The sequence below is a fragment of the Streptomyces sp. NPDC029956 genome, assembly GCF_055574655.1.
In genome coordinates, this window is the sequence record NZ_JBVHZJ010000011.1 from 28,081 (window position 1) to 47,315 (window position 19,235).

General features: G+C 71.8%; 15 protein-coding genes. 5 read left to right on the forward strand and 10 right to left on the reverse strand.

Annotated elements, in window-relative coordinates; all coding sequences use genetic code 11:
* Positions 1–196 precede the first annotated feature (196 nt).
* Positions 197–1,912, forward strand: coding sequence for a serine/threonine-protein kinase (locus ACZ4XX_RS11360; protein WP_468507702.1), 1,716 nt, complete (start codon positions 197–199; stop codon positions 1,910–1,912).
* Between the two features lie 75 nt (positions 1,913–1,987).
* On the opposite strand, the gene ACZ4XX_RS11365 is transcribed toward ACZ4XX_RS11360, so the two are convergent.
* Positions 1,988–3,079, reverse strand: a complete 1,092-nt coding sequence (locus ACZ4XX_RS11365; RefSeq protein ID WP_468507703.1) for a helix-turn-helix domain-containing protein — start codon at positions 3,077–3,079, stop codon at positions 1,988–1,990.
* 371 nt (positions 3,080–3,450) lie between these two features.
* Positions 3,451–4,476 (reverse strand): ATP-dependent 6-phosphofructokinase, encoded by a 1,026-nt coding sequence (locus ACZ4XX_RS11370; RefSeq protein WP_030321192.1) that lies wholly within the window; start codon positions 4,474–4,476, stop codon positions 3,451–3,453.
* Between the two features lie 345 nt (positions 4,477–4,821).
* On the opposite strand from ACZ4XX_RS11370, the gene pta reads away from it, so the two are divergent.
* From pta to pyk, 3 genes are all read left to right on the forward strand, one after another.
* On the forward strand, positions 4,822–6,903 hold the full coding sequence (gene pta, locus ACZ4XX_RS11375) for a phosphate acetyltransferase (RefSeq protein WP_468507704.1): 2,082 nt from the start codon (positions 4,822–4,824) through the stop codon (positions 6,901–6,903).
* Positions 6,900–8,195 carry an acetate kinase gene (locus ACZ4XX_RS11380; RefSeq protein ID WP_468507705.1) on the forward strand — a complete coding sequence of 432 codons (1,296 nt, stop codon included), beginning with the start codon at positions 6,900–6,902 and terminating at the stop codon, positions 8,193–8,195. The genes pta and ACZ4XX_RS11380 overlap by 4 nt, the downstream gene beginning before the upstream one ends.
* A gap of 74 nt (positions 8,196–8,269) precedes the next feature.
* Positions 8,270–9,700 (forward strand): pyruvate kinase, encoded by a 1,431-nt coding sequence (gene pyk / locus ACZ4XX_RS11385; RefSeq protein WP_468507706.1) that lies wholly within the window; start codon positions 8,270–8,272, stop codon positions 9,698–9,700.
* A 128-nt stretch (positions 9,701–9,828) separates the two neighbouring features.
* Here the strand turns inward: pyk and ACZ4XX_RS11390 are convergent, their stop codons facing one another.
* The 4 genes from ACZ4XX_RS11390 to ACZ4XX_RS11405 all read right to left on the reverse strand — a co-directional run bounded on the left by ACZ4XX_RS11390 (position 9,829) and on the right by ACZ4XX_RS11405 (position 14,109).
* Positions 9,829–11,157, reverse strand: coding sequence for a hypothetical protein (locus tag ACZ4XX_RS11390; protein ID WP_468507707.1), 1,329 nt, complete (start codon positions 11,155–11,157; stop codon positions 9,829–9,831).
* Positions 11,147–11,740, reverse strand: coding sequence for a DUF6114 domain-containing protein (locus ACZ4XX_RS11395; RefSeq protein WP_468507708.1), 594 nt, complete (start codon positions 11,738–11,740; stop codon positions 11,147–11,149). Before ACZ4XX_RS11395 ends, ACZ4XX_RS11390 begins: the two co-directional genes overlap by 11 nt.
* Positions 11,741–11,857: 117 nt before the next feature.
* A complete protein-coding gene (locus tag ACZ4XX_RS11400; protein WP_327164273.1) occupies positions 11,858–12,541 on the reverse strand; it encodes a DUF6230 family protein in 684 nt (227 codons plus the stop codon).
* 590 nt (positions 12,542–13,131) lie between these two features.
* Complete coding sequence (locus tag ACZ4XX_RS11405) at positions 13,132–14,109, reverse strand: tetratricopeptide repeat protein (protein WP_468507709.1); 978 nt, start codon at positions 14,107–14,109, stop codon at positions 13,132–13,134.
* A gap of 340 nt (positions 14,110–14,449) precedes the next feature.
* Here ACZ4XX_RS11405 and ACZ4XX_RS11410 point away from each other — a divergent pair, with 340 nt between their 5' ends.
* Positions 14,450–15,082, forward strand: a complete 633-nt coding sequence (locus ACZ4XX_RS11410; RefSeq protein WP_468507808.1) for a TetR/AcrR family transcriptional regulator — start codon at positions 14,450–14,452, stop codon at positions 15,080–15,082.
* Between the two features lie 62 nt (positions 15,083–15,144).
* Here ACZ4XX_RS11410 and ACZ4XX_RS11415 read toward each other — a convergent pair whose 3' ends face one another.
* The 4 genes from ACZ4XX_RS11415 to ACZ4XX_RS11430 all read right to left on the reverse strand — a co-directional run bounded on the left by ACZ4XX_RS11415 (position 15,145) and on the right by ACZ4XX_RS11430 (position 19,184).
* A complete protein-coding gene (locus tag ACZ4XX_RS11415) occupies positions 15,145–16,845 on the reverse strand; it encodes an acyl-CoA mutase large subunit family protein (protein ID WP_468507710.1) in 1,701 nt (566 codons plus the stop codon).
* Positions 16,846–16,916: 71 nt separating this feature from the next.
* On the reverse strand, positions 16,917–17,249 hold the full coding sequence (locus ACZ4XX_RS11420) for a DUF3817 domain-containing protein (protein WP_030321174.1): 333 nt from the start codon (positions 17,247–17,249) through the stop codon (positions 16,917–16,919).
* Between the two features lie 65 nt (positions 17,250–17,314).
* The gene (locus ACZ4XX_RS11425) at positions 17,315–17,824 is read right to left on the reverse strand and encodes a MarR family winged helix-turn-helix transcriptional regulator (RefSeq protein ID WP_468507711.1); all 510 of its coding nucleotides are present in this window, start codon (positions 17,822–17,824) and stop codon (positions 17,315–17,317) included.
* A gap of 31 nt (positions 17,825–17,855) precedes the next feature.
* Complete coding sequence (locus ACZ4XX_RS11430) at positions 17,856–19,184, reverse strand: MFS transporter (protein ID WP_468507712.1); 1,329 nt, start codon at positions 19,182–19,184, stop codon at positions 17,856–17,858.
* Positions 19,185–19,235: the final 51 nt, after the last annotated feature.

Here is a 19,235-nt window from a genome sequence, read left to right on the forward strand (position 1 = left end):
CCCCCCCCCCCCCACCCCCACCCCCCCCCCCCCCCCCCCCCCCCCCCCCCCCCCCGCCTCCCCCCCCCCCCCCCCCCCCCCCCCCCCACACCCCCACGCGCCCGCCGCCGGGACGTCAGGGCGCCGGGATCAGTAGGATCTCGGCGGACGGACGGCGCCACGGCGCCTCGGGGGCTTGTGCCGTGGGGGGCCTGTGATGAAACCGCTCGACGACTCCGAGCCGACCGAGGTCGGTCCGTACCGACTGCTCGCCGAGCTCGGGCACGGGGGCATGGGCCGCGTGCTCCTGGGCGCGGCCCACGACGGCCGGCTCGCGGCCGTCAAGCAGGTGCACGCCCGGTTCGCCTCCGACGACGACTTCCGGGCCCGCTTCCGCCGCGAGGTCGCCGCCTCCCGCAGGGTCTCCGGCGCCTACACGGCGGCCGTGATGGACGCCGACGCGGACGCCGCCCTCCCCTGGCTCGCCTCGGTGTTCGTGACCGGGCCCTCGCTCGGGGCGGCCGTGCGGGAGACCGGTCCGCTGCCCGAGGCCGCCGTACGCCGGCTCGCCCTGGGCCTGGCTTCGGCGCTGACCGAGATCCACCGGGTGGGGCTGATCCACCGCGACCTCAAGCCCGAGAACGTCCTGCTCGCGGAGGACGGGGTCCGGGTCATCGACTTCGGCATCGCGCGGGCGGTGGAGCACCCGGGGGCCGCCGAGCCGACGCAGCTGACACAGACCGGGTGGGTCATCGGCTCGCCCCCGTTCATGTCGCCCGAGCAGGCGGAGAGCCGGGAACTCACCCCCGCGAGCGATGTGTTCTCGCTCGGCGCCGTCCTCGTCCTCGCACTGACCGGGGCGTCTCCGTTCGCCGGCACGTCGACGTTCCAGACGCTCGCCAACGTGGTGCAGGGCGTTCCCGATCTGAGCGGGGTGCCGACGGGGCTGCGCGGGATCGTGGAGGCGTGCCTCGCCAAGGACCCGGCCGCCCGGCCCACCCCGGCCCGGTTGATCGGACTCCTCGGCCCGGTCCCGCCGGCCGCCCGGGTCTGGCCGCCGGCGGTCCACGCCCTGGTGGCCGAGCAGCAGGCCCGTCTCGGCGCGTTGCTCGGCGAGGGGCCGACCCCGACTCCCACGGTCGTCGTGCGGTCCCGCCCGGCCGAGGCACCCGCGGCGCCCGCCCGGCCGGCGGCCCACCCGACCGCACAGCCGACGACGCACCCGACCGCGCAGCCGACGGTCACGGCGCCCGCGCGGGTCCCCGCACCCGCCGTCCCGGCCTCGCCCGCTCCCGTTCCCCCTCCCGCTCCCGTTTCCGTTCCCGTTCCCGTTCCCGTTCCTCCGGAACCGCCGCGGCGGAGGGGCCGCGGAAGGACCGTCGCGCTCGTCGCCGCAGGGCTGCTCGTCGTGGCGGGGACGGGCGTCGGCGGATACCTCCTGCTGCGCGAGGACCCGGACACGGACAAGTACCGCGCGCTGCCCGCCTGCAAGGACGTGAACCTCGCGCTGCCCTCGTACGAGCGGAACCCGGAGCGGGACTTCTCCGTCGCCCGCGCCACCGGTCCGGAGATCCGCTGCTCCTGGACCACCGGGACGTCGGGCGAGGCGAAGGCCGAGAGCGCCGAGGTCTGGTGGAACGTCAGGACCCCCACGGGCAGGTTCGGCGAGGCGACGGACCGGCAGAAGACCGAGCACGCCGCGCAGTCGGCCGGCGGCGGCACCGCGGATCTGGACGTCGGCGACGAGGCGTACTGGGCGGTCCCCTCGGAAGGTGAGGGCGACTGCGTCCTGCATCTGCGCGACAGCAATCTCACCCTGCGCGTCTCGGTCACGCTCAGGACGAAGGGCGACCCCGAGACGAACTGCCGGCCGGAGGCCGTGAGCCTCGCCCGAAACGCGCTCGACGTCCCGGTCCTGAGTCCCGACTCGTGAGTGCCGGGTCCTGAGTCCTGAGTCTGCTGCTGTTCCGGCTCCTGATCCCGCTCCCGCCCCCGCCCCTGCTCCCGCTCAGTCCCGCCGCTCGAAGGAGAAGAGCTGGCCGGCTGCGTCCGGCGTGCAGGGCGCCTGGGCCAGCCGTGCCCAGGCGGCCTCGCGGTCACCGACGACGGTGACGCAGGTGCCGGGGGTCGCGGAGCCGACCGGCACGATCCGGAAACCGCGGACGGGGCCCTCGGGAGTGCCGTACGGCTCCAGGGCGAAGGCCTCGACCCGGCTGGGGTCCCCGCACTCGGAGTCCTCGAAGGCGGAGTCGGGTATCCGGCCGCCGGAGGGTATGCCGGAGCACCCCGGGCCGAAGTCGGGGTGGTCGGAGGCGATCCTCCACCGGCCGGTGCCCACCGCCGCGAGGGAGTAGAGCGGGAAGTCCGGCTCGGCGCAGGGCACCTGATGGATCCGCCCGGAGCGGGTGCCGCGCCGCTCCGCGAGGCAGAAGTCGGTTCCGGTCACCCTGATGCGTACGTCCCCGGCGGCGGGGGCCACGGCGTGGGGGGTACGCGGCGGGTGGCCCGCGGGGCCGGTGCCGCCGTCGCGGAGGAGGGCGACGACGCTGACCCCGGCGAGGACGAGGCCGGTCACGGCGACGGTGGCGACGAGCGCGCGCCGTATGCGGGACGAGGTGCCGGGAGGGTGGTCGGACGTACCGCCCTGCGGCTCGGCCGCGGCCTCGGGACCGGGCTCGGGCTCGGGCCAGGAGAGCGGTGGGCCTGCCGACTCCGGCTCCGACTCCGGCTCCTCCGCCGTATCAGCCGTATCAGCCGTATCAGCCGTATCAGCCGCCTCCGTCTCCGACACCGACGCTTCCGCCCCGTACCCGCCCCGTCCCGCCAGCTCCGTCCGTACCGTCCGCCACTCCTCCAGCTCGGCCGGCGTCACCCCGCAGGCGCGGACGAAGGCGGTCAGCAGTTCGTCGCGGGGCAGGGTCGCGCGGGCGAGCATGTTCGCCACGGTGGACCGGGGCAGGACGTCCCCGCGTGCCTCCGCCGCGGCCGAGAGCTCGCGGTAGGTCAGGCCCGACCAGTCCTTGAGGGCCTGGAGGCGGGCGAGGAACTCGGCGGGGGTGCGCGCCTCCCGCGGGTCAGGGGTGTGCCGCCCCGGTGTCATCCGCGCCTCTTCCCTTCGAACGAACCCGCCGAACTCCGCCGGACAGGGGTTGGGACATGTCCGGGACAAGCCCCAAGCCTTGTTGATCGCACGCTCCGGCTCAAGAGTGGATCCCGGCATTTCCAGGGGTGATGCCGAGCACGGCGGAGTGGCCCCGACCGTCCACGGGGGGACGGTCGGGGCCACTCGGGTGTGCCGGGGTCCCGGCGGGAATCCGGGACAGGTCGGGACGGAGGTCCCGACGGTGGGGCCGTACGGACGAGGCGTCCCCGGAAGGACGAGGCGTCCCCGGAAGGACGAGGCGTCCCCGGAAGGACGAGGCGTCCCCGGAAGGACGAGGCGTCCCTGGAGGACGCCCCCGGAAGGCGTCCCTAGAAGACGGACTCCGCCTCGCGGATGCGGTCCTCCGGGACCGTCTTGAGGCGCGTGACCGCCTCGGCCAGCGGCACCATCTCGACGCCCGTGCCCCGCAGCGCCGTCATCCTGCCGAACTCGCCGCGGTGCGCGGCCTCCACCGCGTGCCAGCCGAAGCGGGTCGCGAGCACCCGGTCGTACGCGGTCGGCGTGCCGCCGCGCTGGACGTGGCCGAGGATGACCGGGCGGGCCTCCTTGCCGAGGCGCCGCTCCAGCTCGACGGCGAGCTGGTTGCCGATGCCCTGGAAGCGCTCGTGGCCGAACTGGTCGATCTCGCCCTTCTTGTACTCCATCGAGCCCTCGACCGGATGGGCACCCTCGGCGACGCAGATGACGGCGAACTTCTTGCCGCGGGCGAAGCGCTCCTCGACCATCTTGACCAGGTCGTCGACCTCGAAGGGCCGCTCGGGGAGGCAGATGCCGTGCGCGCCGCCGGCCATGCCGGACTCCAGGGCGATCCAGCCGGCGTGGCGGCCCATCACCTCGACGACCATCACCCGCTGGTGGGACTCGGCGGTGGTCTTGAGGCGGTCCATCGCCTCGGTGGCGACGCCGACGGCGGTGTCGAAGCCGAAGGTGCGGTCCGTGGACGAGATGTCGTTGTCGATCGTCTTCGGGACGCCGACGACGGGCATGCCGGCGTCGGAGAGCATCCGGGCGGCGGTCAGGGTGCCTTCGCCGCCGATGGGGATGAGGACGTCGATGCCGTACTCGCGGGCCAGGTCGGGGGCGGATTCGGCGGCCTCGGCCAGCCGGTTCCGCTCCAGGCGCGCGGAGCCGAGGATGGTGCCGCCGCGGGCCAGGATGCCGCTGACGGCGTTGAGGTCGAGGGGCCGGTAGTGGCCGTCGAGGAGGCCCTTGAAGCCGTCCTCGAAGCCGATGACCTCGTCGTCGTGGCCGGTCAGCGCCCGGTGCACGACCGACCGGATCACTGCGTTCAGGCCGGGGCAGTCGCCGCCTGCGGTGAGAACTCCGATGCGCATCGTGCTGTGTCTCCTGCTCGGTCGCGTTCCTTGGTGAGCCAGAGCGATTCTCACACGCCCGGCCTGAGGGGCGCGCTCGCGGCCGCTCCGCGCGTTCCTCCCGGGGCGCTCGCGGAGGCCTTTCGTCCCGGGGTTCCGGGCCCTTTGTCCGGCGGGCGACCTAACCATCGGCGGGGGTATTGTCAAGGGGGTAATGCCGCCCTATCGGGGCTTTCTGAGCACAGTCGGTTGACGCGAGGGACGAAGGCGTCGGCCGACGTACGGGCCGCGAGCGTGCCGCGAGGGCACCGCTCGCCCCGGCTCCGTGAGTCCCGTTTTCCGCAGGACTGGACAGGAGACCACGGCGTGACGCGCAGCGTGTACGTGACCGGGATCGATCGCGGTGACGGCCGCCAGGTCGTCGAGCTGGGAGTCATGGAGCTCCTCACCCGCCAGGTGGACCGGGTGGGGGTGTTCCGGCCGCTGGTGCACGACGGTCCCGACCGGCTCTTCGACCTGCTGCGCACCCGCTACCGGCTGTCGCAGGACGCCTCGACGGTCTACGGCATGGACTACCACGAGGCCTCCGCGCTGCAGGCCGAACGGGGCACCGACGAGCTGGTGTCGCAGCTGGTCGACCGCTTCCACGCGGTCGCCCGCGAGTACGAGGTCGTCCTCGTCCTCGGCACCGACTTCGCCGCCACCCAGCTCCCCGACGAGCTGGCGCTCAACGCGCGGCTCGCCAACGAGTTCGGCGCCTCCGTCATCCCGGTCGTCGGCGGCAAGGGCCAGCCGGCGGAGTCCGTGCGGTCCGAGGCGCGCAACGCCTTCCGGGCGTACGACGGACTCGGCTGCGACGTGCTCGCGATGGTCGTCAACCGGGTGGCGGCCGAGGACCGCGAGGTCATCGCCGAGCGGCTCACGGCCCGGCTGCCCGTGCCCTGCTACGTCCTGCCGGACGAGCCGGCGCTCGCCGCACCCACCGTCGCCCAGATCAGGCACGCGCTCGGCGCCTCCGTGGTCCTCGGCGACGACGCCGGCCTCGCGCGCGACGCGCTGGACTTCGTCTTCGGCGGCGCGATGCTGCCGAACTTCCTCAACGCGCTGACCCCGGGCTGTCTGGTCGTCACCCCCGGGGACCGGGCCGACCTGGTCGTCGGGGCACTGGCCGCGCACTCCGCCGGCACCCCGCCGATCGCCGGTGTGCTGCTCACCCTGAACGAGCGGCCCAGCGACGAGATCCTGACCCTGGCGGCCCGTCTCGCGCCGGGCACCCCGGTCATCTCCGTACCGGGCAACAGCTTCCCCACCGCCACCGAACTCTTCGCCCTTGAGGGCAAGCTGAACGCGGCCACCCCGCGCAAGGCGGAGACCGCCCTCGGCCTGTTCGAGCGGCACGTGGACACGGCCGACCTGCTCAAGCGGGTCTCGGTGGCCCGCAGCGGCCGGGTCACCCCGATGATGTTCGAACACGAACTCATCGAGCAGGCGCGGGCCGACCGGCGCCGGGTGGTGCTCCCGGAGGGCACCGAGGAGCGGGTGCTGCGCGCCGCCGACGTGCTGCTGCGCCGTGACGTGTGCGACCTGACGCTCCTCGGCGACGTCGAGGTCATCCGCAAGAAGGCCGCCGATCTGGGCATCGCGCTCGCCGGCACGCAGCTGATCGACCCGGCGACCTCGGAGCTGCGGGACTCGTTCGCCGAGAAGTACGCGGCGCTGCGGGCCCACAAGGGCGTCACCGTGGAGCTGGCGTACGACGTGGTCTCGGACGTCAACTACTTCGGCACGCTGATGGTCCAGGAGGGTCTGGCCGACGGCATGGTCTCCGGTTCGGTGCACTCCACGGCGGCGACGATCCGCCCCGCCTTCGAGATCATCAAGACGAAGCCGGAGGCCTCGATCGTCTCGTCGGTCTTCTTCATGTGCCTCGCCGACAAGGTCCTCGTGTACGGCGACTGCGCGGTCAACCCGGACCCGAACGCCGAACAGCTCGCGGACATCGCCGTCCAGTCGGCGGCCACCGCGGCCCGCTTCGGCGTCGAGCCGCGGATAGCGATGCTCTCGTACTCGACCGGCACGTCGGGCTCCGGCGCCGACGTCGACAAGGTGCGGGAGGCGACGAAGCTGGTCCGGGAGGCACACCCGGAGCTGCGGATCGAGGGGCCCATCCAGTACGACGCCGCCGTCGAGCCCTCCGTCGCGGCGACGAAGCTGCCGGGCTCGGAGGTGGCGGGGCAGGCGACCGTGCTGATCTTCCCGGACCTCAACACCGGCAACAACACCTACAAGGCCGTGCAGCGTTCGGCCGGCGCGGTGGCCGTCGGCCCGGTGCTCCAGGGTCTGCGCAAGCCCGTGAACGACCTCTCGCGGGGCGCGCTCGTCAGCGACATCGTCAACACGGTCGCCATCACGGCGATCCAGTCCCAGGCCCAGGAGATCCCGGCATGACAACCCCCACTCGTGTCCTGGTCCTCAACTCCGGCTCCTCGTCGGTGAAGTACCAGCTGCTCGACATGCGCGACGACAGCCGGCTCGCCCAGGGTCTGGTGGAGCGGATCGGCGAGGAGACCTCGCGACTCGTGCACACCCCGCTCCAGGGCGGCGGGGGCGAGAAGCGCGAGAAGAACGGCCCGATCGCCGACCACGCGGCCGCGCTGAAGGCGGTCGCCGAGGAGCTGGCGGCGGACGGGCTCGGGCTCGACTCCCCCGAGCTGGCGGCGATCGGCCATCGGGTGGTGCACGGCGGGCTGCGGTTCACCGAGCCGACGGTCATCGACGACGAGGTGCTGGCGGAGATCGAGCGGCTCGTGCCGGTGGCGCCGCTGCACAACCCGGCGAACCTCACGGGCATCCGTACGGCGACGGCGCTCCGCCCGGACCTCCCGCAGGTCGCGGTCTTCGACACGGCCTTCCACACGACGATGCCGGAGGCGGCGGCGCGGTACGCGATCGACGTGGAGACGGCCGACGCGTACCGGATCCGGCGGTACGGCTTCCACGGCACCTCGCACGCGTACGTGTCGCGGGAGACGGCGAAGCTGCTCGGCAGGGAGCCGGAGGAGGTGAACGTGATCGTGCTGCACCTGGGCAACGGCGCGTCCGCCTCCGCGGTGCGGGGCGGCCGCTGTGTGGACACCTCGATGGGTCTGACGCCGCTGGAGGGCCTGGTCATGGGCACCCGATCCGGCGACGTCGACCCGGCGGTCACCTTCCACCTCAAGCGGGTGGCGGGCATGTCGGCCGACGACATCGACGTCCTGCTGAACAAGAAGTCCGGGCTGGTGGGGCTCTGCGGCGACAACGACATGCGGGAGATCCGCCGCCGGATCGACGAGGGCGACGAGCGTGCGGCGCTCGCCTTCGACATCTACGTCCACCGGCTGAAGAAGTACATCGGGGCGTACTACGCGGTGCTCGGCAGGGTGGACGCGGTGGCGTTCACGGCGGGGGTCGGGGAGAACGCGGCCCCGGTGCGGGAGGCCGCGATCAGGGGGCTGGAGGAGCTGGGGCTCGCGGTGGACGCGGACCTCAACGCGGTGCGGTCGGACGAGGCACGGCTGATCTCGCCGAACTACGCGCGGGTGGCGGTCGCCGTGGTGCCGACGGACGAGGAGCTGGAGATCGCCCGTCAGACCTTCGCTCTGGTGGGCGGGGAGGCACCCGGGGAAAGGCCCGCGGAAACGCCCGGTGAAACCCGCGTCGAAGCACTCGGAGAAACACTCGGAGAAGTGAACGCCTGAGCGACCCCGCGCCCATTTGTACTTTCCGCCAGCCGGAATATTCCGCAGCGAAACAAACCGATAGGATCCGCCTCATGCGCCGTTCCAAAATCGTCTGCACGCTGGGCCCCGCCGTCGACTCGTATGAGCAGCTGAAGGCTCTCATCGAGGCCGGCATGAACGTGGCCCGATTCAACTTCAGCCACGGTTCCCAGGCGGAACACCAGGAGCGGTACGACCGCGTCCGGCAGGTCTCCGCGGACACCGGTCGTGCCGTCGGCGTACTCGCCGACCTCCAGGGCCCCAAGATCCGTCTCGAGACCTTCGCCGAGGGCCCGGTCGAGCTGGTGCGCGGTGACGAGTTCACCATCACCACCGAGGACGTCCCCGGTGACAAGTCCATCTGCGGCACCACCTACAAGGGCCTGCCCGGCGATGTCTCCAAGGGCGACCAGGTCCTGATCAACGACGGCAACGTCGAACTGCGGGTCGTCGAGGTCGAGGGCCCCCGGGTCAAGACCATCGTCGTCGAGGGCGGTGTCATCTCCGACCACAAGGGCATCAACCTGCCCGGCGCGGCGGTCAACGTCCCCGCCCTGTCGGAGAAGGACGTCGACGACCTCCGTTTCGCGCTCCGTATGGGCTGCGACATGGTCGCGCTCTCCTTCGTCCGCGACGCCGACGACGTCAAGGACGTCCACAAGGTGATGGACGAGGAGGGCCGCCGGGTCCCCGTCATCGCCAAGGTCGAGAAGCCGCAGGCCGTCGAGAACATGGAGGCCGTCGTCGCGGCCTTCGACGCGGTCATGGTGGCCCGTGGCGACCTCGCCGTCGAGTACCCGCTCGAGAAGGTCCCGATGGTGCAGAAGCGCCTCGTGGAGATGTGCCGCCGCAACGCCAAGCCGGTGATCGTCGCGACCCAGATGATGGAGTCGATGATCACCAACTCCCGTCCGACCCGCGCCGAGGCGAGCGACGTCGCCAACGCCATCCTGGACGGCGCGGACGCGGTCATGCTGTCGGCCGAGTCCTCGGTCGGCGCGTACCCGATCGAGACCGTGAAGACGATGTCGAAGATCGTCGCCGCGGCCGAGGAGGAGCTGCTCTCCAAGGGCCTCCAGCCCCTGGTCCCGGGCAAGAAGCCGCGCACCCAGGGCGGTTCCGTCGCCCGTGCGGCCTGCGAGATCGCCGACTTCCTGGGCGGCAAGGCCCTGGTCGCCTTCACCCAGTCCGGCGACACGGCCCGCCGCCTCTCGCGCTACCGCGTCCAGCAGCCGATCCTCGCCTTCACGACGGACGAGAACACCCGCAACCAGCTCACCCTGAGCTGGGGCGTCGAGTCCTTCGTCGTCCCGCACGTGGACAACACGGACGCGATGGTCGACCTGGTGGACGCCGAGCTCCTGAAGCTCCAGCGCTACAACGCGGGCGACACCATGGTCATCACCGCTGGCTCGCCCCCCGGCGTCCCCGGCACGACGAACATGGTCCGCGTCCACCACCTCGGTGGCGGCGAGCGCGCCTGACGTCACGACGAAGCCCCCGTCCGCTCTGCGCGGACGGGGGCTTCGTCGTGGAGCCGCGGTCTGTCGTACGGCCTACGGCCGGCCTGTCGTACGGCCGGTCCGTCGTACGGGTCCCCGAGGTACGGGGATCAGCTGGGCTCGATCGTGTTGCGGAGGCCCGGGACCTTGAGGGTGCCGCCGAACTGGCCCGCCTGCTTGAGCTTCACCTGGGTGAAGAACGCGAAGGGGACGTCCAGCGGGGGCGGGCTCTCCGGGCCGAAGGTGATCGGGATGATGCCGAAGAGGTTGCCCTTCAGCTCCTCCGTGTACATCGTCACCGTGCCGTCGGTGATGGTCGACGTCGAGCCCTTGTCGGAGCGGACGTGGCCCGTGCGGCCCTCGGAGTGGACCGTCAGCTGGTGCAGGTCCTTGATGTCGACGCCGGACGCGGTGAACTTCAGGACCTTCTTGAGCTTGCCGCTGCCCGTCTTGACCTCGACGATGCCGTGGTACTTGAGGCCCTTCAGGGTGAGCAGCGAGCTCTCCAGCCGCCACGGCTCGTCCGGGAGCAGCGGGATGCCCGGCTCCATGTCGGCGGCCGCGAGCGCCTCGGGGTCCGGCTCGGGGCACGGGAACCGGGGCTTGGCGCCGTCGGGTATGGACTCGTCCTTCTTGGCGTCCAGGCCCTTGGCACTCTCCGGCAGCTCCTGGACCTTCGCGCCCGCCTCCTCGGCGGCCTTCTCGATCTGCCGCTTCGTCTTCTCCGCGCCCGGGTCGGCGGTCGCCTTCGGAGTGGCGGTCGACGTCGGCGGAGTGGTCGCGGCCGGCTCGTCGGCGGTCTCGGGCTTGTCGGCGGGGGCCGTCGTGGAGGCGCTCGGGGTGGGTGCCTGGGTCGTCGGGGCCGCCGTGGTGGGCGTCTCCGTCGGCTTCGGGTCCGGGCCGTCGAACAGGTCCTTGAGCGCGTCGCCGACGCCCAGCGGGTCGAGCGGGTTCTTCGACTTCGTCGGCGTGGGGGTGGCCGTCGGTGTCGGGGTCGCGGTCGGCGAGGCGGTGGTCTTCGCCTCTTCCTCCGTCCGGCGCGTGGTCGCCTGCTCGGTCTCCGTCGCGGTCGGCGTCGGGCTTCCGGTGGCGGTGGGGGTCGCGGTGGCGGTGGGGGTGGCCGTCGCGGTCGTGGAGGGCGTCGCGGTGGGGGTGGACGAGGGCGTCGGCTTCGTCGTCTCGGCCGGCTTCTCCGTCTCCTCCTGCGTCGGCTCGTCCGAGCGCGTCACGCAGGGGCCGGGGGCGAAGGGGATGTCCTTCTCGTCGGCGAGGGCGAGCCTGGGCGTGAGGCCCATGCCCACGAACACCGCGGTCGGCATGGCGGCCAGCGCCATCGCCTTGCCCGCGGGGCCCTGGATCCTGTTCAGCAGCGACTTGCGCGGGGCCGCGTGACGCGGGCCCTCCTTCGCGAGCGCCGACTGAGTCTCGTCACCCCGCACTGTTCCTCCCGCCCTTGGCGTCGATCGTCGTGTCGGTCAGCGGCTGCGCGCCCTCGCGCTGCTCCGGGAATACGGCCGCCACCATGGCCTCGGTCTCGGGGTCGAGGGCGGGGGCGGGGGCGGCCTCGTCGGAGGCCTCCGGCCGGCCGTCGTGCTCTGCGTCGGTCTCTGCCTCGTCGGCCTCCTCGGCCGGCGGGGCGGGCGCCCACGCGGCGGACATGCCGCCGCCGATGACCGCGAACAGATAGCCGACGACCAGGCCGCCGAAGTTCGAGACCGGGATGGAGACGAGCGCCAGGACGATCGTCGCGACACCCGCGAACACCCGGACGATGGGCTGGAACCACATCGTCAGACCGAGCGTGATGAGCAGGACGCCGATGATCAGCGCGCCGGCTCCGGCGGTGGTCTGCATGGCGAGGGTGACATTGCCGAGCCGCATGTCCCCGTACGGAAGGTAGGCGATCGGCACGCCGCCGATCATGGTGAACAGTCCCGCCCAGAAGGGCCGGGTCTGCCGCCAGACCTTGAACCGGTTCTCCTTCTTGGGGACTTCGCGGGAGGCGGGGATCTCGGCGCTCATGGAACAGCTCCCTGGAAGCGGTGTTGCTGAGAAGTTGAAGAGAGGGTGCCTGGCGGGTGGGACCGCACGGGGCGGCCCCACCCTCAGGACGACCTGGTCCTCGCGGACCGGTCAGTCCTAGTAGCACTCCTTCGAGGTGCCCCGGCTCAGGGACAGGTGAAGGTCGGGGAGCTTGAAGGTGCCGGCCGTGGTGGCCCACGCCTTCTGCTCCACGTTGTTCAGCGTCGCCTGCTCGGCACGCTGGCCGAAGCCGTACGGGTTGGCCTTGGTGTTGGGCTGGATGCCCGGCTTGCCCGGAACCGGCTTGCCGTCGGGGCCCGCGTTGAGCTGGCCGGCCGCGATGCCGATGTCGATGTTGGTGAACTCGGCGTCGGCCTTGAGCTCGGAGACATCGAGGTAGATGCCCTTCGCGTAGACCTTGTCCTTGGCCTCGCCGGACTTCACGGCGTCGGTGCCGGCCTCCAGACGGAGGGTGACGTCACCGATGAACGGCACCTTCGGCGTCACGACCGACTGGCACATGTTGGTGATCCAGGCCTCGGAGAAGCCGGACACCGCCACCGGGGCGGCGAAGTCCTTGCCCTCGAGGTCCTTGCCGGCGTCGACGCTGCCGTACTGGACGAAGTTCGTACCGACGAGGCTGTCGGCCTTAACCTTGAACTCCTGGCCGGAGATGCTGAAGGACGCGGCGAGCGCGCCCTGGGCCAGGCCGACACCGATCGCGGCCGTCGCGGCCACACTCGGGACCATGACGACGGCGAACCGCTTCCATCTGGTCCCGCCACGAACCTGGGACTTCATGAGAATTCCTCCTTCTCGGACGTACATCTCCGGAAGGGCGCGGGGCCCGTCCTGGGATGGGAGAAGAGCTACGTCCTCGGGAAGGAGAGCGCCGAGGCATCAGGCGGCGCGTTGCGCGTCCGAATCACCGGCGATCACCCCCGAGCGACAACCATGGGCCGCGCCTTGGCGCGCGACCTGATCGGACAGGCCCCGTTCGGTGAGAGCGGGAACCCCCCTGTCCACGACCGGTGCCGGAGCGCCGGTCCACCCGGTGGGGACCCTCGCCGCGTCCCGGGTGGTTGCCGGGGTGGTGCGGTTCGGACCGAGCGTCGCCGATCGTGGTCCATTCCGGGCCCCCGCACAAGGGGGTTCGTTACTGGCTAGTAACGGGTGGATAACCACGTCATGGCGGGGTGGGGCCGAATGGGCACGGAGGGTACGTTCGCGTGGCGAGGAATGTCGACAGATTGCCGGAAGAATGCGGACAGAACCACAGGTTCGATTTACTGCAAGTAACAGCGGCCGCGATTACCAAGTTTTGGTAAAGCGCGGCCGCGTTTTGTCACCCTGCTGCCAAATCGTCGGACGATCGGGCGCGCCGGACGGGACTAGAACAGCACCCGCGCCAGAGCCTGCCGGGCCGCCGTGACCCGCGGGTCGTCGGCGCCGATCACCTCGAAGAGCTCCAGGAGCCGCAGCCGTGCCGCGTCGCGGTCCTCGCCGACCGTGCGGCGCACGGTCTCGACGAGTCGCCCGAAGGCGTCCTGTACATGACCGCCCACCAGATCGAGGTCGGCGGCGGCGATCTGCGCGCTCACGTCGGCCGGACCGTCGGCGGCGGCCTTGCGGACCGCGGCCGGGTCGAGGTCCTGTACCCGGGCGAGGAGTTCGGCCTGGGCCAGACCGAGCTTGGCCTCCGGGTGGGCCGGGTCGTCGGCGAGCACGTTCTTGTACGCCTGGACGGCGCCGGCCAGATCACCCGCGTCGAGCGCGGACATGGCCGCTTCGAGGAGCGCGTCGTAGGGGCCGACGGGCTGCGCGGCTGCGGCCGTGCCGCCGTCGGGGTCCTCGCCGTTCGCGTCGACGGCGATGCCGGTCAGACCGAAGCGCTCCTCGCCGATCTGGATCAGCTGGTCGAGGGTCTCGCGGATCTGGGCCTCGGGCACGGCTCCCTGGAAGAGCGGCAGTGCCTGACCGGCGACCACCGCGAAAACGGCCGGAATTCCCTGGATGCCGAACTGCTGCATCAGCATCTGGTTGGCGTCGACGTCGATCTTCGCGAGCAGGAAGCGGCCGTTGTACTCGACGGCGAGCCGCTCCAGGAGCGGGCCCAGCTGCTTGCAGGGCTCGCACCACTCGGCCCAGAAGTCGAGGACGACCGGGACCTCGGCGGAACGCTGGAGCACATCGCGCTCGAAGCCCGCCTCGTCGACGTCGATCACCAGGGCGGACGGGGGCACGGCGGCGGGGCCGCCTTGCCGGACGGCGGCGGCACGCGTCTGCTCCGCCTTCGCCTTGGCCTCTCCGGCCGCCTTCACCGCGGCGAGGTCGACGACGCCGCTCATGGACATGTTTCGGGGCTGCATGCGTACATCCTCCCCCTTCCGCGCGCGTAACCGGTAAGTCATGGCTGAACCGTGCCGTCCGCACGCCTCCCGCCGGTGTGCGAGACGTGGGGCGACACGGTTCTTCTCTTCGTCTTCGATTCCCACCGGGTCCCCACCCGGTGTTCGATCGCACCGGGTCCCCACCCGGTGCTTCGGTTGTCGCTCAGGCCGCTCAATGCCTTTCGCTACAGGTCGTAGCGTAACTCCCCGGGGCGAGCCGGGGGGAGGGCGCGGAGCGGATCCGCACGGTGAACTGCCTCACACGCCGCCCCTCTGGCGCACTACCTACCGGCGGGTATGGTCGACGTCCATGTCGTCGATGTGTCGCCGCACCAGCCGCAGCAGCCGTACCGGACGCCCCCGCTCCACCGAGGCGGACACGGCCATCCTGGAGGCGACCCGCGCGGCCCTGGTAGAGCTGGGTTGGTCCAAGCTCACGATGGGGGACGTGGCCGGCCGGGCCGGGGTGGCCAAAACGACCCTGTACCGCCGCTGGGCCAACAAGAGCGAGCTCGTGGTCGACGCCGTCGCCGTCCTCTTCGACGAACTCGAACTGCCCGACCTGGGTTCCCTCCAGGCCGACATCGAGAACGTCGTCCTCCAGTTCGCCGCCCTCCTCGAACGTCCCGAGACCAAGACGGCCCTGATGGCGGTGGTGGCCGAGTCGACCCGCGACGAGCCGCTGCGCGAGCGGATACGGGCCTCGATCGTCGACCGGCAGAAGCGGCTCGTCCTGGAGGGCCGGATGCGGGCGCAGCGGCGCGGTGAACTCCCGTCGGACCGGGACCCGGTCGCGGTGGACGCCACCGACGACCTGATCTTCGACGTGATCGCGGGCGCCGTGGTGCACCGCGCGCTGGTGAGCGCGGAGCCGGTCGACGCACCGTGGGTGGCGCGGCTCTCGGCGCTCCTGGTGGGCGGCCTGGGCGCGGCGGCGGCCGCCCACGGCTGAGGACGTCATGGGAGAGGGGCGGTACGGGAGTTCCCGTACCGCCCCCACCGCGTGAGGAGGGATCAGAAGCCCGGGGGCTCCGTGTAGACGCCCCACTCGTCGCGCAGCGCGTTGCAGATCTCGCCGAGGGTGGCCTCCGCGCGGACGGCGTCCAGCATCGGGGCGATCATGTTCGAGCCGTCGCGGGCGGCCGCCAGCATGGCGTCGATCGAGGCGCGGACCTCGGCGTCGTCACGGCGCTCCTTGCGCTCGCCGAGGACCCGGACCTGCTCCCACTCGACCTCGTGGCTGACCCGGAGGATCTCCAGGTCGCCGGTGACGGAGCCGTGGTGGACGTTGACGCCGACGACCCGCTTGTCGCCCTTCTCCAGGGACCGCTGGTACTGGAAGGCGGACTCGGCGATCTCGCCGGTGAACCAGCCGTCCTCGATGCCGCGCAGGATGCCGGAGGTGATCGGACCGATGGGGTGCCGGCCGTCCGGGTGGGCGCGGCGGCCTCGCTCCTTGATCTGGTCGAAGATCTTCTCGGCGTCGGCCTCGATGCGGTCGGTGAGCTGCTCGACGTACCAGGAGCCGCCCAGCGGGTCGGCGACGTTGGCGACGCCGGTCTCCTCCATCAGCACCTGCTGGGTGCGCAGCGCGATCTCGGCGGCCTGCTCGCTGGGGAGCGCGAGGGTCTCGTCGAGGGCGTTGGTGTGGAGGGAGTTGGTGCCGCCGAGGACGGCGGAGAGGGCCTCCACGGCGGTCCGTACGACGTTGTTGTACGGCTGCTGGGCGGTGAGGGAGACACCGGCGGTCTGGGTGTGGAAGCGGAGCCACTGGGCCTTGTCGGTCGTGGCGCCGTACACCTCCTTCATCCAGCGCGCCCAGATCCGGCGGGCGGCGCGGAACTTGGCGATCTCCTCGAAGAAGTCGAGGTGGGCGTCGAAGAAGAAGGACAGGCCGGGGGCGAAGACGTCCACGTCGAGGCCGCGGCTGAGGCCGAGCTCGACGTAGCCGAAGCCGTCGGCGAGGGTGTACGCGAGCTCCTGCGCGGCCGTCGCCCCGGCCTCGCGGATGTGGTAGCCGGAGACGGAGAGCGGCTTGTACGCGGGGATGCCCTGCGCGCAGTGCTCCATCAGGTCGCCGATGAGACGCAGATGGGGCTCGGGCTCGAAGAGCCACTCCTTCTGCGCGATGTACTCCTTGAAGATGTCGGTCTGGAGCGTGCCGTTGAGCACGGCCGGGTCGACGCCCTGGCGCTCGGCGGCGACCAGGTACATGCAGAAGACGGGCACGGCGGGGCCGGAGATCGTCATCGAGGTGGTGACGTCGCCGAGCGGGATGTCCTTGAAGAGGACCTCCATGTCGGCGGCGGAGTCGATGGCGACACCGCAGTGGCCGACCTCGCCGAGGGCGCGGGGGTCGTCGGAGTCCCGGCCCATGAGGGTGGGCATGTCGAAGGCGACGGAGAGGCCGCCGCCGCCGGCGGCCAGGATCATCTTGTAGCGCTCGTTGGTCTGCTCGGCGTTGCCGAAGCCGGCGAACTGGCGAATGGTCCATGTCCGGCCGCGGTAGCCGGTCGCGTGGAGTCCCCGGGTGTACGGGTACTCGCCGGGCCAGCCGATGCGTTCGAAGCCCTCGTAGGTGTCGCCGGGCCGGGGCCCGTAGACGGGCTCGACGGCGTCGCCGGAGAGCGTGGTGAAGTCGGCGTCCCGCTTGCGGGCCTTGTCGTACCGGGCCTGCCAGCGACGGCGGCCTTCCTCGATGGCGTCAGCGTCCATACCTCAAATTTACTAGGACGTCCTAGTAAATGTCGAAGGGAAACCCCCGCACATCCGTGCGGGGGTCCGCGTCAGGCCTTGACCGGCTCCGGCCGCGCGCCGCCGATCAGCGGCAGCGTCTCGGCGACGACCTTGCGCTCGACGAAGAACGCGGCGAAGGGAATGGTGCCCGAGACCAGGACCCAGAGCAGCTTCCCGAACGGCCAGCGGGCCTTGGAGCCCAGGTCGAAGGCGAAGACGAGGTAGATGATGTAGAGGACACCGTGGGCCTGGGAGACCGCGAAGGTCACGTCCTCGCCCATGTCGAACCCGTACTTGAAGACCATGCAGGTGCACAGCACGAGCAGCATGACGGCGGTGATGTACGCCATGACGCGGTAACGGGTCAGCACGCTGGATTTCATGCCGTCGAGCGTAACGGCACGTTCCGGGCGATCTTCGCGCGGGTCCGCCCTCGCGGAGCGAGCGCCTACTTCTCCTCGAAGTCCTCCGCCGCGACCCGCAGCGGACGCAGCATCGCGAAGATCTCCGCGCACTCCTCCGCGTCGTACGCGCCGAGCCCGAACTCCATCTCCATCAGGTCGCGGGTGGCCGCCTCGACCACCTCGCGGCCCTTCTCCGTGATGGAGGCGAGCGTGCCGCGACCGTCGTTCGGGTTGGGCCGCTTGTCGACGAGACCGGACTTCACCAGCCGGTCCACCGTGTTCGTCACGGACGTGGGGTGGACCATCAGCCGCTCGCCGATCTTGGACATCGGCAGCTCGCCGGCCTTCGAGAAGGTGAGCAGCACCAGGGCCTCGTACCGCGCGAAGGTCAGCCCGTACGGCTTCACGACGGCGTCGACCCCCGCGAGGAGGATCTGGTGGGCGCGCATGATCGAGGTGATCGCGGCCATCGAGGGGACCGGGCCCCAGCGCTTCTGCCAGAGTTCGTCGGCTCGGGCGATGGGGTCGAAGGGGAGACTGAGCGGCTTCGGCACGCGTCGACCTTACCGACTGGTCATATGCCGGTCAGCCCCGTCTCGCCTTTCGGTCGCCGACCGCCCCGGCCGACCCGGTCTCCCCCGCCGCCCCGGCCGCCCGGAGCTCGGCGGCGGCCAGGAGGAGACAGACCGTGCCGACGACGCCCGTGCCCGCGACGACCACGTGCACGGGGGCGAACTCGGCCGCGATCCCGGCCCCCGCCATGCCGATCCCCTGGACGGTCATCAGGCCCGCCGTCATCAGGGTCATCGCCCTCCCCCGCTGCTCCTCGGGGACGGCCGCGACGAACCAGGCGTCGAGCCCGAGGGTGTACGCCCCGGTGGCGCCCGCCAGGAGGAGGGCGGCGGCCGCGAGGGGCACTCCGGGCTCGGGGGCGTACAGCAGGTAGGGCAGGACGCCGGTCACCGCGAGCGGCAGCACGATCCGGGAACGGGTCGCGGCGGAGAGGAAGGAACCGGCGAACAGCTCGCCCGCGATGGTGCCGACGGGCAGCGCGCACATGAGGAGCCCGAGGGCGGCGGTGGAGACGCCGATCTCGTCGGCGTACGGGGCGGCGAGCGCCTCCGGGACGACGGCGAAGAGCGGCGGCACCCAGAACATCACCATCAGGGCCCGCACCCTCCGGTTCCGCAGCACCGCCCAGGTACCGGAGAGCGCGCCGCCGTCCGCCCCGGACGCCCGGGCGGGGCGGCGGGCGGTGCCGAACCTGAGCAGCAGCGCGGAGACGAGGAAGGTGGTGGCGGTGACGGCGAGGGCGCCGCGCGGCGGGACGACGGTGAGCAGCACGCCGGCGACGGCGTAGCCGGCGAGCAGGGCGCTCTGGGAGACGATCCGCAGCAGGGAGCGGCCGAGGACGAAGAGGTCGCCGTCGCCGAGGATGTCGGCGAGGGTCGCCATGCGGGTGCCGTTGAAGACGGGCGAGACGACGGCGATGGCGCAGCGCAGCACGAGCAGCACGGCGACGGGGGTCGCGGGGACGACCATGAGCGCGACGCAGCCGGCGCAGAGGAGGTCGCAGACGACGAGGATCCGGCGGGGCGGGATCCGGTCGGTCAGCCCGGCGAGCAGGGTGCCGCCGACGAGATAGGGGAGGAAGCCGAGGGCGAAGGTGAGGGAGGAGAGGAGCGGGGAGCGGGTGAGGTCGTAGACGAGCACGGTGAGCGCGAGCTCGCTGACGACGACCCCGAGCAGCGAGAACAGATGGGCCGCGAAGACGACCCGGAACTCCCGCACCCGGAAGACGGCCCGGTATCCGGGACCGGCGGGGGCCGGGCCCGGCAGGGGGAGGGGCGTGGGGACGGTCGGCTCCGGTCCGGTCCCGGGCCGTGCGGTGGTGGGGTCGTCGTGCGTCGGCATGGCACGCAGCGTGCCGCCGCGGACGGGGTCCGCCCTAGACTTTCGGATCCA

Excerpts from the sequence above, each read along its gene's own strand:
- ACZ4XX_RS11360 (WP_468507702.1), top strand. The coding sequence starts at position 197 with ATGAAACCGCTCGACGACTCCGAGCCGACCGAGGTCGGTCCGTACCGA.
- ACZ4XX_RS11365 (WP_468507703.1), bottom strand. The coding sequence starts at position 3,079 with ATGACACCGGGGCGGCACACCCCTGACCCGCGGGAGGCGCGCACCCCC.
- ACZ4XX_RS11370 (WP_030321192.1), bottom strand. The coding sequence starts at position 4,476 with ATGCGCATCGGAGTTCTCACCGCAGGCGGCGACTGCCCCGGCCTGAAC.
- ACZ4XX_RS11380 (WP_468507705.1), top strand. The coding sequence starts at position 6,900 with ATGACAACCCCCACTCGTGTCCTGGTCCTCAACTCCGGCTCCTCGTCG.
- pyk (WP_468507706.1), top strand. The coding sequence starts at position 8,270 with ATGCGCCGTTCCAAAATCGTCTGCACGCTGGGCCCCGCCGTCGACTCG.
- ACZ4XX_RS11395 (WP_468507708.1), bottom strand. The coding sequence starts at position 11,740 with ATGAGCGCCGAGATCCCCGCCTCCCGCGAAGTCCCCAAGAAGGAGAAC.
- ACZ4XX_RS11400 (WP_327164273.1), bottom strand. The coding sequence starts at position 12,541 with ATGAAGTCCCAGGTTCGTGGCGGGACCAGATGGAAGCGGTTCGCCGTC.
- ACZ4XX_RS11405 (WP_468507709.1), bottom strand. The coding sequence starts at position 14,109 with ATGCAGCCCCGAAACATGTCCATGAGCGGCGTCGTCGACCTCGCCGCG.
- ACZ4XX_RS11410 (WP_468507808.1), top strand. The coding sequence starts at position 14,450 with ATGTGTCGCCGCACCAGCCGCAGCAGCCGTACCGGACGCCCCCGCTCC.
- ACZ4XX_RS11415 (WP_468507710.1), bottom strand. The coding sequence starts at position 16,845 with ATGGACGCTGACGCCATCGAGGAAGGCCGCCGTCGCTGGCAGGCCCGG.
- ACZ4XX_RS11420 (WP_030321174.1), bottom strand. The coding sequence starts at position 17,249 with ATGAAATCCAGCGTGCTGACCCGTTACCGCGTCATGGCGTACATCACC.
- ACZ4XX_RS11430 (WP_468507712.1), bottom strand. The coding sequence starts at position 19,184 with ATGCCGACGCACGACGACCCCACCACCGCACGGCCCGGGACCGGACCG.